The organism is Paractinoplanes rhizophilus, from assembly GCF_042664765.1.
Classification (GTDB): Bacteria; Actinomycetota; Actinomycetes; order Mycobacteriales; family Micromonosporaceae; genus Actinoplanes; species Actinoplanes rhizophilus.
In genome coordinates this window covers 15,621-27,351 of the sequence record NZ_JBHTBJ010000063.1, presented here as the reverse complement: position 1 = coordinate 27,351, position 11,731 = coordinate 15,621, and the positions used below count along the sequence as shown (strand labels likewise).

Annotated in this window: 8 protein-coding genes; 3 read left to right on the top strand and 5 right to left on the bottom strand. The window is 69.8% G+C overall.

Features of this window, described 5'->3' with window-relative positions; genetic code table 11:
* Positions 1-302 precede the first annotated feature (302 nt).
* The 4 genes from ACFQS1_RS38450 to ACFQS1_RS38435 form a co-directional block, all read right to left on the bottom strand.
* A complete protein-coding gene (locus ACFQS1_RS38450; RefSeq protein WP_378977609.1) occupies positions 303-2,819 on the bottom strand; it encodes a glycoside hydrolase family 2 protein in 2,517 nt (838 codons plus the stop codon).
* Complete coding sequence (locus ACFQS1_RS38445) at positions 2,819-3,673, bottom strand: carbohydrate ABC transporter permease (protein ID WP_378977607.1); 855 nt, start codon at positions 3,671-3,673, stop codon at positions 2,819-2,821. Before ACFQS1_RS38445 ends, ACFQS1_RS38450 begins: the two co-directional genes overlap by 1 nt.
* Positions 3,670-4,650, bottom strand: a complete 981-nt coding sequence (locus ACFQS1_RS38440; protein WP_378977605.1) for a carbohydrate ABC transporter permease — start codon at positions 4,648-4,650, stop codon at positions 3,670-3,672. Before ACFQS1_RS38440 ends, ACFQS1_RS38445 begins: the two co-directional genes overlap by 4 nt.
* A gap of 62 nt (positions 4,651-4,712) precedes the next feature.
* Complete coding sequence (locus ACFQS1_RS38435) at positions 4,713-5,984, bottom strand: ABC transporter substrate-binding protein (RefSeq protein WP_378977603.1); 1,272 nt, start codon at positions 5,982-5,984, stop codon at positions 4,713-4,715.
* Between the two features lie 299 nt (positions 5,985-6,283).
* On the opposite strand from ACFQS1_RS38435, the gene ACFQS1_RS38430 reads away from it, so the two are divergent.
* A complete protein-coding gene (locus ACFQS1_RS38430) occupies positions 6,284-7,294 on the top strand; it encodes a LacI family DNA-binding transcriptional regulator (RefSeq protein ID WP_378977601.1) in 1,011 nt (336 codons plus the stop codon).
* Positions 7,295-7,350: 56 nt separating this feature from the next.
* On the opposite strand, the gene ACFQS1_RS38425 is transcribed toward ACFQS1_RS38430, so the two are convergent.
* Entirely contained in the window at positions 7,351-9,975 is a 2,625-nt protein-coding gene (locus ACFQS1_RS38425) for a putative bifunctional diguanylate cyclase/phosphodiesterase (RefSeq protein ID WP_378977599.1), read from the bottom strand.
* A 149-nt stretch (positions 9,976-10,124) separates the two neighbouring features.
* Here ACFQS1_RS38425 and ACFQS1_RS38420 point away from each other — a divergent pair, with 149 nt between their 5' ends.
* Both ACFQS1_RS38420 and ACFQS1_RS38415 read left to right on the top strand, forming a co-directional pair.
* Positions 10,125-10,499, top strand: a complete 375-nt coding sequence (locus ACFQS1_RS38420; RefSeq protein WP_378977597.1) for a PH domain-containing protein — start codon at positions 10,125-10,127, stop codon at positions 10,497-10,499.
* A gap of 90 nt (positions 10,500-10,589) precedes the next feature.
* Positions 10,590-11,726, top strand: a complete 1,137-nt coding sequence (locus ACFQS1_RS38415) for a PQQ-dependent sugar dehydrogenase (RefSeq protein ID WP_378977611.1) — start codon at positions 10,590-10,592, stop codon at positions 11,724-11,726.
* The last annotated feature ends 5 nt before the right edge of the window (positions 11,727-11,731 follow it).

Sequence of the window (11,731 nt, the reverse complement as noted above, 5' to 3'; positions counted from 1 at the left end):
CACCGTCACCCTCACCGCCGCCGCCTGAACACATCACACGCCACCCCGGACCGGCCACCGGCCCGGCACCCCCACCTGCCCAAACACCCCACCATGGCCAAGCTTCTATTTTCCGGTCAGAGCAAAGTTTGTCGCTTCCTCTGTAAGCAGAGCAAAGTTTGTCCGCGCCCCTGCTGGTAGGTAGAGCAAAGCGGAGCGCGCGCCCAGGTTGGGCCCCGAGGCACGGAAGTGGACTCGACCGCGGAGGCTGAGTCGAGCGGTCCACATTGGCCCACCGGGCTGGGACGACGCGGCTGGTTGGCTCAGCCCAAACTCGAACCCCCGGCGAGGTCGGCGGCGGCGATGTCGTTGACACAGCGGAGGACCGGCCGGGTCGTCAGCGCCGCGGGATCGAGTGGCTGTGTGGAGTGGACGGTGAAGGTGACCGACTCGCCGGGCAGGAGGGTGACGCCGGCACGGTCGGTTTCGGCGGTGGGGTCCAGACGGTCGGGGTAGAGCGTCAGCGAGCGCAGGAGCGACTCCGCGGTCACGGTGACCTTTGTGGACGATTCGTCGGCGCTGACCTCGGTCGTGAAGGACGGCGCCGGCCAGGGGACGTCCTTGTCGAGTGCGAAGAACCACAGTGGACCGCCGTCGGTGGCGATCAGCTCGGTGGTGGGATCGCCGGGGGTGGTGACGTCGGCGGGCAGCGGGATGGTGGTCGCCGCGCCGGGGGCGACGGTGACCTCGACGGCGGCCGAGGCCAGGATGTCGCCGGCCAGGTTGCGGCGGGTCACGGTGGTCCGGACCGGCCACGGCTCGCGGCCGTCGTTGACGGCGACCAGGGCGGGTGCGCCCGGCGGCGTGAAGACCTCGCCGACCGGCACCGGTGGCGGGCCGCCGGGGGTCAGGGGCGCGCCCGTACGCGGCTGCAGGGTGAGCAGGCGGTCGGCGTACGCGTCGCGCATGGCGTACCAGAGCGGCTTTTTGCGGCCGTCGCCGTCGACCGCGGCCCATGAGGTGACCGGCCAGCAGTCGTTGAGCTGCCACATGATGCTGCCCATGCAGAGCGGGCGCAGCGCGCGGAAGTGCTCGATGCCGAAGGCGACCGCGCGGGCCTGGTTGAGCTGGGTCAGATAGTGCCAGTCGTCGAAGTCGCGCGCGGCGGGCAAATGGTTGGCCAGGCCGCGGGCGAGCTTCCGGTCGCCGCCGGCGGCCTTCTGGTGGGCGGCCATGCCGGGCGAGTCGGGAGCCAACGGCCGGTCGGACAGGGCGCGCCGCAATGTCGCGTACGCGGGTGGGGCCTGAAAGCCGAACTCCGCCACGAAGCGTGGGCGGTACGCGGCGTATTTCGTGTAGTCGTCGGTGTTCCACACGTCCCAGATGTGGGTGGTGCCGGACGACGGGTCGTTCGGGTGCCGGGCGAGGTCGCCGGAGTACGGGCTGCCGGGCCAGTACGGCCGGGTCGGGTCGAGCTCGGCCACGATGCGCGGCAGCAGCTCGACGTAGTAGCCGAGGCCCCAGCTGCGGCCGGCCAGGGCGGGCTTCCAGTCCCAGTCCTCGTGACCCCACAGGTTCTCGTTGTTGCCCGTCCACAGCACCAGGCTGGGATGCGAGCTGAGGCGGACCACGTGCTCGCGGGCCTCGGCCTCGACCTCGGCGGCGAACGGCTCCTCCTCGGGGTAGGCCGCGCAGGCGAACAGGAAGTCCTGCCCGACCAGGAAGCCCATCTCGTCGGCCAGGTCATAGAAGTCCGAAGACTCGTAGCGGCCGCCGCCCCAGACGCGCAGGTAATTGACGTTGGCGTCGGCCGCCTGCCGGAAGCGGGCCGCCAACCGCGAACGGGTGACCCGGTTGTCGAAGACGTCGTCGGGGATCCAGTTGACGCCTTTCACGAAGACGGGCACGTCGTTGACGACCACGGTGAACGCGTCGTCGGTGTGGTCGACGCGCACGTCACGGAAGCCGATCCGGCGCGACCATGTGTCCAAAGTGTCGCCATCAGCCGAGGCCACGGTCACGGTCAGGTCATACAAGGCCGGGGAGCCGTAACCGCGGGGCCACCAGAGGGCGGGGTCGTCGACGGACAGGATCAGCAGCGCCTCGATGCCGTCGACAGTGGCGGTGGCGCGGTGGCCGGCGATTTCCCATCGGGTTTGCATGGGTTTTCCGCCGCTGGTCAGCGCAGCAGTGATGGTCACCGGATCCTCGGCCGCCCGCTTGAGCCGCACGCGCACCTCGACCCGGCCGGTGCCGTCCGACACCGTGACCTGCGGCCGGACCTCGGCGAGCCGGGCAACCGACCAGCCGTGCAGGCCGATCGGCTGCCAGATGCCCGACGTGACCAGGGTGGGTCCCCAGTCCCAGCCGAAGTTGCAGGCCTGCTTGCGGATGAAGTTGAACGGCTCGTCGTACGCGTTGGGCCGGCTCCCCAGACGGCGTTGCTGCTCCTCGGCGTACGCGTAAGGGCTGTCGAATTTGATCTTCAAGGTGTTGTCGCCCGCCCGGAGCAGCGACCGCACATCGAAGCGGTAGCTCCGGTGCATGTTGGCGGTCCGGCCGACCTCCTGCCCGTTCAGCTCGATGCCGGCGACCGTGTCGAGGCCCGCGCAGACGAGGTCGATCCGGGGCGTGTCGAGGGTGGCCGCGAACGTGGTGGAATACGTCCACTCCGTGCGGCCGATCCAGGACAGCTTCGTCTCGTTCTCGTCGAGGTACGGGTCCTCGATCCGGCCGGCCGCGAGCAGATCGGTGTGCACGCACCCGGGCACACTCGCCGGCAGCTCGCTCACATCGCCGCCGGAGAGGGTCCAGCCGTCGTGCAGAGGTCGGTAACTCATCAGTTCTTTACAGCACCTTCCATGATTCCCCGGACGATCTGCCGGCCGCCGATCAGCAACAGAATGATCAACGGAACGGTAGCCGCGAAGGCACCCGCCAGCACGCGGCGATAGATCACATAGTTGCCGCTGGCCAGGTCGCTGAGGGCGACCATCGAGGTGGGGAAGTCGGTGCCGTTCAGCGTGATCAGCGGCCACTGAAAGTCGTTCCAGGCCATCACGAAGGTCAGCAGCCCGAGCACGGCGAGCGCCGGCCGGATCGCCGGCAGCACGATGCTCCAGTAGACGCGCATGGTCATCGCACCGTCGATGCGTGCCGATTCGACCAGCTCATCGGGTACGGCGTGCGCGATGAACTGCCGCATGTAGAAGACCCCGAACGCGCTGACCAGACCGGGGGCGATCACCGCGAGCAGGGTGCCATTCCAGCCGAGCTTGCCCATCAGGATGTACAGCGCCACGACGCCGAGCTGGTTGGGCACGGTGAGCGTGAGGATCACCACGAACATCAGCGCGTTGCGGGCCGGGAAGCGCAGCTTGGCGAAGGCGAAGCCGGCCAGCGAGCAGAAGAACAGCGTCGCCCCGGTGATCACGCTCGACACGATCATGCTGTTGATCAGCGAGGCCGTGAAGTAGACGTCCTGCAGCGTGAAGACCTCGCGCAGGTTGTTGAAGAACTCGCCGCCGGGGATCACCGACGGCGGGATCTGGGACACGGCCGCGTCGGTGCTCGTCGCGATGACGAACATCCAGTAGACCGGAAAGGCCGAGACGAGCAGCACCACGACCAGGCCGAGGTACGTCTTCCAGCTGCCGCGGGTCTCCTGCGGCGCCCGGTTCACGAAGGTGGTCACCGGTCCCCTCCGATGCGCTTGGTGAGCAGGACGTTGATGCCGGCGACGACCAGGATGATCAGGAAGAGCGCCCAGGACATCGCGGCCGCGTACCCGAGATTGAGGTCCTTCCAGCCGACCTTGTAGATCAGCTGGGCAATGGTCTGGAACTGGTGCGCCGAGCCGCCGCTCGCCGACTGCGGGTTCTGGTCGAACATCATCGGCTCGTTGAACAGCTGCAGCCCCCCGATGGTCGACAGGATCACGGTGAACACCACGACCGGCTGGATCATGGGCACGGTGATCCGCCACAGCTGCCGCCACGGGCCGGCGCCGTCGACCGCCGCCGCCTCGTACACGTCCTTGGGGATCGACTGCATGGCGGAGAGGTAGAGCAAGGCGTTGTAGCCGATCCACTTCCAGTTGACCATCGTGGCGATCGCGACCCAGCTGGTCCACTTCTCGGCCCGCCAGTCGAGCGGCTGCTCCTGGCCGAAGCCGACCAGCGAGAGGAACCAGTTGGCCATGCCGTTGTCGCGGGCGAAGAAGACCGAGAACACCAGCGTCGAGGCGACCACCGGCGTGAGGTACGGCAACAGGATGCCGATCCGCCAGAACGTCTGTCCCCGCAGCTTGCGGTTGAGCAGGTTGGCGATGATCAGGGCGAGCAGCAGCTGCGGCACGGTCGAGAGCAGGAAGATGCCGAACGTGTTGAACAGCGCGTTCCAGAAGTCGGAGTCGCTGAGCAGCTTGGTGAAGTTGGCGAAGCCGGCCCAGCCGTCCTTGTCCGGCTCGTCGAGCCGCCAGGTACGCAGCGACACGATCGCGTTGTACACGATCGGGAACAGGCCGAAGATCCCGAACAGGATGAAGAACGGCGCGATGAAGACGTACGGGATCGTCTTGGTGTCGAAACGATAGATCCAGATCTTGAACTTGCTGGGCCGGGCCGGCGGCGCCGCGTGCTGCGGCGGCGGCCTGAGCTGGGTGAGGGACACGGCCACTCCTAACTGAGCGGGCGGGGCGGCATGCGCCGCCCCGCCACACGTGCGAACAAGGATCAGGAGTTGGCGGCCTTCTCGGCCTCCTTGACCGCTACCGCCCAGGCCTCACTCGACTTGAGCTTGCCCTCCTGGACCCGAGTGATCACGTTCTCCACCGCGACGCGGGTCGGGCCGGCCTTCTTGCCCAGGTACTGCGGCTTGAGGTTCTCCGCGGTGGCCGCGAAGATCTGGCCGGTCGGGGCGTTGCTCATGAACTCCTTCTTGTAGTCCAGAACAGCCGGGTCCTTGTAGAGCGCGGGCTGCGAGGGCAGGTTGCCGACGGTCTTGAAGACCTCGATCTGCTGCTCGGGCGCGACCAGCCACTTCACGAAGTCGGCCGCGGCGTCGATGTTCTTGCCCTGGCTCGGGATGGTCCACCACGAGCCGCCCCAGTTGCCGCCGCCGCCGGGGATCGCGGCGATGTCCCACTTGCCCTTCTGCTCGGGGGCGGTGTCCTGGATGTGGCCGAGCATCCACGCCGGGCAGGCCAGGACCGCGAACTGGTCCTTCTTGAAGCCCTGGTCCCAGTTGGGCTGGAAGCTGGCCAGGTTGGCCGAGATGCCGGCGTCGAGCGCCTTCATGCTGACGTCGAACGCGATCTTGGGGCCGCCCTCCATCTGCAGCTGCTCGCTGGTGTCGAAGAAGCCGACCGGCTGCTGGGCGAGCACCGGGTTGAACATGTTGGTGCCCGAGTCGACGAACTTCTTGCCGGTCTTCTGGGTGTACTGCTTGCCGACGTTGATGAAGTCGTCCCAGGTGGTCCAGAGCTTGCTGACCGCGTCCCGGTCGGTGGGCAGGCCGGCCTTCTTGAACAGGTCGGAGCGGTAGCACATGGCCAGGCCGCCGACGTCGGTGCCGAGGCCGATCTGCTTGCCGTCGGTGGACATGGACTGCTGCCACTTCCAGGGCAGGTACTTCGACTCGTACTCGGCGCCGCCCTTGTCGAGGAAGTTCACGAACTTGTCCGCCTGGCTGCGGAACTGAACGATGAAGCCCTCGTCGACGGCCGAGATGTCCGGGGCGCCGGAGCCGGCGACCAGCTTCTTCTGCAGGTCCTCGTGCTGGGCGTTGTACTCGCCCGAGTTGAGCACGATCTTCACGTTGGGGTGGGCCGCCTCGTACTGGGTCTTGAGCTTGTCGAGGCCCATGTCGCCCCAGAACGCGATCTTGAGAGTGACCGTGCCCTCGGCCTTGTCGCTGTTGCCCTCGAGGCTCTGCCCGCTGCAGCCCGTCAGGGCCAGGGTTGCCGCGAGGCCGGCCGCCGCCGTGGCTTTGCCAAGCCGTTTCATTGCGCCTCCACAGAGGAGAGAATTTACTGAACCGGGTAAGTTGTGGAGACGCTAAGCCCCACCTCGATGGCTGTCAATACCGTGTTGCGAGGTTGATTTCCCGTCGTTGTCAGCGAGGGTTAAGTAGGACTAAAGGGACTTCTATGTCGAACGGGGTTTACAAAGAACCCTGTGTCCCGCAACACTTAACCGATCAAGCCCACCCGCCGACGCTTGTTCATGTCACCATGCTGTGGCGTGAGAGCGCTCTATCGCTTCGCGTGCCGGTAAGCTTCAGCCGGAAAGTAGAGGGAGACCGAGTGAAGCGGCCCACGATCGCCGACATCGCGCGGCGGGCGGGCGTGTCCAAGGGCGCCGTCTCGTACGCGCTCAATGGACAGCCCGGAGTCTCCGAGGCGACGCGGCAGCGCATCGTTGCCATCGCCCAGGAAATCGGGTTCAACCCGAACAGCGCTGCCCGTGCACTGTCCGGGGCGTCGGCGCGTGCCGTCGGCCTGACCCTGTGCCGGCCGGCCCGGATCCTCGGCATCGAGCCGTGGTTCATGGGGCTGATCAGCGGTTTCGAGGCCGAGCTCTCGGCCCGGTCGTACGCGTTGACCCTCCAGGTCGTGGCGACGCCCGAGCTCGAGGTCGAGGTGTACCGGCGGTGGTGGGGCGAGCGCCGGATCGACGGCGTGATCGTCACCGACCTGCGGGAGAACGACATCCGCATCCCGGTGCTCCAGCAACTGCAACTGCCGGCGGTGGTGATCGGCGGGCCCGGCGAGACCGGCACAATCGCGCAGATCTGGTCGGACGACGCGGGCGCGATCACCGAGGCGGTGCGCTACCTGGTCGCCCTCGGTCACCGGCGGGTCGCCCGGGTCAGCGGCCTGCCGGGGCTGCTGCACACCCAGACGCGTACGCGGGCTTTCGACGACATTTGCGGGTCGCTGGGGTTGTCCGCGATCACCGTGCCTTCGGACTACACGGGCGAAGAGGGCAGCCGCGCCACCCGGCGGCTGCTGATCGACACCGATCGGCCCACGGCGATCATCTACGACAACGACGTGATGGCGGTGGCCGGGCTCGCGGTGGCGCAGGAGATGGGCCTGGCCGTGCCGGGCGATCTGTCCATCGTGGCCTGGGACGACTCTCCGCTGTGCAGCCTGGTGCACCCGCCGCTGACCGCGCTGACCCGCGACATCGCCGAGTACGGCGCGCACGCGGCCCGCGAGCTGCTGGCCTCGATCGACGGCAAGCAGGTCGGCAACGTGGAGGCCGGCACCGCCCACCTGACGCCCCGCGGGAGCACGGCCCCGCCGCGCTAGGCACGGCCCCGCCGCGCTAGGCACGGCCCCACCACGCTAGGCACGGCCCCGCCGCGTCAGGCGCGATGGCTTTCCAGGTACGCCTCGATCCGCTCGGCCGGCGCCGGGCGCCCGAGCGCGAAGCCCTGGCCGTACGGGCAGCCCGCCTTCGCCGCGCGCTCGATCTGCTCGGGGGTCTCGAGTCCCTTCGCCACGATCTCCAGGCCGAGCCGGCGGCCCAGGCTCACCACGACGTCGATCACCGCGGGCCCGGTGCCAGCCTTCACATCGGACGCGCTGTTCACCAGCGACGTGCTCAGCTTGAGCATGTCGACCGGCAGGCGGCGCAGGTGCGACAGCGACGCCTGCCCGGCCCCGAAGTCGTCGAGCGCCGCCCGCACCCCAAGCTTGCGCAGCCCGGCCAGCGACGCCACGATCGTCGGCACGTCCTCGGCGATCCAGTCCTCGGCGACCTCCACCACCAGCCGCTCGGGCACCAGCCCGTACCGGTTGAGCGTCGTCGCGACCCGGTCGGGAAAGCGGGCCGTGAGCAGCTCGCGGGGCGACACGTTGATCGACAGCCAGAACGCCTTGTCGCCGGTCGACCAGGCCGTCAGGTGCTTGCAGGCCGCGTCGAGCATCCACTCGTCGATCTCGGCCGCGATGCCGACCGCCCGCGCGATCGGGAGCAGCTCGCCGGGCAGGATCGTGCCCCGCTCGGGGTGCCGCCAGCGCAACAAGGCCTCGACGCCGACCGGCTGGTGGCCGCGCAGGTCGACCACCGGCTGGAAGACCAGATCGAGCTCGCCACGCTCGGCCGCGCCGAGCACCTGCTGCTCCAGCTCCATCCGCCGGTTGAGCTTCATCTCGACGTCCGGGTCGTACCACTCCACCCGGTCCAGGCCCAGCTGGCGGGCGCGCTTGCGGGCCAGGTCGGCCTGGCGCAGCACCTCGTCGGAGTCGGCGCCGCCGGCCAGCTCGGCCAGGCCGATGCTGGTGTGCAGCTCGACCACCGCGCCGGGCAGCACGTACGGCTCGGCCAGCACCGTGGCGATCCGGCTGGCCAGCGCGTACGCCAGCACCGCGCCGTCGCCGGTGAGCACCGCGAACTCGTCGCCGCCCAGCCGGGCCGGGATGTCGTCCTCGGCGAGCAGCATCCGGATACGGCGGCCGACCTCGATCAGCACGGCGTCGCCGGTCTCGCGCCCCCGGCTGTCGTTGGTCTCGGCCAGCCCGTGCAGGTCGATCACCAGCAGTGTGCCCTGCTGGCCGGCCCGGCGGCGGTAGGTCAGCAGGTCGCGCATCAGCGCCCGCCGGTTGGCCAGGCCGGTGAGCTGGTCGGTGTACGAGAGCTTGTGCAGCGCCCGCTCGAGGTGCTTGCGCTCGCCGATGTCGCGCACGTGCACCACCAGGGCGGCCACCTCGGGCACCGAGCGCTGGTCGGAGATCGTCGACTCGGTGTCGCGCCACATCCGGGCGCCGTCCCGCAGCCGGGCGGTGACCAGCGCCGGCGGGCCGTCGGCGTGCTCGCCGGCCAGCACCGAGTCGATCACCGCCTGGGCGGCGGAGACATCGTCGGGGTGGATCAGGTCGCCGAACGCGCGGCCGACCACCTCGTCGTCGGAGAGCCCGAACAGGCGGGACGCGGCCGGCGACTGCCACCTGATCCGCAGCCGCTCGTCCAGGACCAGGGTGAGGTCGGTGGCGCCGGCCACCAGCGAGCGGAAGTGCGCCTCGGCGGTCTGCAGCTGCGCCGCGTACTGCCGGATGTCGCGGACCACGAGCAGCTCGCGCATCGCCAGCACGGCCACCATGCCGACGCCGAGGCTGATGGCGACGGTGTCGAAGTCGCGCACGGTGATCAGGTGCCAGATGGCGGCGACCACGCCGACGGCGGCCGGCACCGCCAGCAGCGGATAGCTCGCCAGGTATTGATCCGGGCTGCGTGGCTCGAGCGGGGGCGGCGGCAGGTCGCGCCGGGAGCCGCCGTCGGCCGAGAGCACGAGCCCGGCCACGATCGGCAGGGCGAGCAGCGGCAGCAGCCGGCCGTCGCCGCCGAGCACGATCATCGTGGTGAGGATGCCGAGCGTCACCAGCGAGGCGATCGCGCCGGCCCCGCAGCGCACCGAGGGACCGCCGTGCGGGCGGCTGCGCAGCACGGCAATCACCGTGATCGAGATGCCGAGCGCGCCGAGCAGGGTGACCGGCAGGGTCTCGAGGTGCTCGTCCTTGACCGGGGGGATCAGATAACCCGCGAACGCGAGGCTCACCCCCAGGCCGGCGCCGTCGAAGGCACGCCGGGTGCGCATCACCCAGTTCGTGGCGCTGCCGGGGAGGAACAGCACGCCGGTGGAATAGAGCGCCGCGGCCAACCCGTACCCGATGGTCGCCCAGACGCCCGCCGCCGGCGGGCCCCAGAGCGGCAGCACGGCGGTGAGGCCGGTCGCCAGCGCGGCCAGGCCGATGAAGCCGGCGCCGCGACAGGCGACGAACGTGCCGTCGGCGTGATGGATCTCGAGGGCGGCCCGGACCAGATGGGTGCCGGCCCACAGGCCCGTGCCGCCGACCCCGATGGCCAGCGCGGCCTCGGGCGGCATGCGGCCCGCGACCCCGGCCAGCAGCACGACCGCCGCCACCACCGGGACGCCGAGCAGCGCCACCCGGTCGGTGAGCCGGGAGTGCACGGGGGGTTGCACTGCCACGTCGACGGATCCTCTGCGATGCCGGTCGGACAAGGGGGAGCGGCTCTGGGATCAACGATTGTCCCTCCGACAGGTTACGGCCGGGCCGTCGCCTGTGGACAACCCTTGCCGCGTCCCTTTCTCGAAACGCGAGGTGGGACAATGGGCGAGTGAGTCGAAAGCCCCTCCTTCGCGTCCGCAAGACCGGCGCGCTCATGGTCGCCGCGGTCATCGCGTTCGTCGGCACGGTCCCGCTCGCCGGGGCGTCCTGGGGCCTGGCGCCGGTCCTGCTCATCCCGGCCGCGCTCTTCGTGTGGGCCTGGCGGGCCGGCACCGACGTCTACGCCGACGAGCTGCGGGTCCGGGCGCTGGTCGGCAGCACCCGGGTCCCCTGGGCCCGGATCACCGAGCTGGCGCCCGACCAGCGCGGCCAGATCTCGGCGCTGCTCGACAACGGCAACGTGATTCGTCTGACCGGCGTCACCCAGGGCAACCTCGCCCGGGTGCTGAGCGCCGGCCAGCAACAGATCAGCCACCCCGACTGATCGCCAGGGCTCTTCCAGGCAGCGCCGCTACCCTGGTTGCGTCGAGTCGAGGAGGTCGCGTTGACGGTGCGTTCCCGCCGCCGGGCGCTGATGGCTGCGTCGGTCGCGGCCGTGCTGGCGCTGACCGCCGCCTGCAGCTTCGGCCCGCCCGATGCCGATCAGCAGGGCACCCCGCCCAACCTGCCGAAACCGTCGGGCGAGGCGTCCGCGAGCAGCGCCCCCGAGGGTGACTCCGAGGTGGCGGTCACCGTCCTCGCCAAGGGTCTGGAGGTCCCGTGGGGCATGGCGTTCCTGCCCGACGGCGCCGCCCTGGTCACCGAGCGCGACACCGGCCGCATCCTGCAGGTCGGCCCCGAGTCCGACGCGAACGGGCTGACCGTCGCCGAGGTGCAGCGGCTCACCGAGGTGCAGTCGTCCGGGGACGGCGGCCTGCTCGGCATCGCCGTGTCCCCGAAATACACGGCCGACAAGACCGTCTTCGTCTACTACTCGACGGCCAAGGACAACCGGATCGGCAAGCTGGTGCTCAAGGGCAAGCTGCAGCCGATCGTGACCGGCATCCCGCGCTCGCCGGCCGACAACGGCGGCGCGCTGGCCTTCGGACCCGACGGCTACCTGTACGCCGGCACCGGCGACGCGACCAACGGCACGCAGGCGCAAAACCCGAAGAGCCTGGGCGGCAAGATCCTGCGGATGACCGCGGCGGGCAAGCCCGCCCCCGGCAATCCGATCAAGAATTCGCTGGTCTGGTCGCTCGGCCACCGCAATGTGCAGGGCTTGACGTGGGACAAGACCAAGCGGATGTACGCGACGGAGAACGGCCAGCCCAAGACCGGCGAGCTCAACGTGATCGTCAAGGGCAAGAACTACGGCTGGGCCAAGGCCGACGGCGCGAGCGGCGACGCGACGCTGACCAGCCCGCTCTACTCCTGGCCGATCGCCGACTCGTACTGCTCCGGGGTGGGCGTCATCGAGCGGGCCGTGGCCACCGCCTGCCTGCTCGGCAAGCGGGTCTGGCTGCTCGACACCACCGACAACGGCACCGTGCTGGGCACCCCGCAGGCGCTGCTCACCGGCGAGTACGGCCGGTTGCGCGGCATGGTGGCGGCCCCCGACGGCTCACTGTGGGTGAGCACATCCAACCAGGAGGACGCCGGTGACCCGGCCCCCGACGACGACCGGATCATCCGGCTCGTTTTCTCCGCCGGCGGCGCGGGAATCACCTGATCACA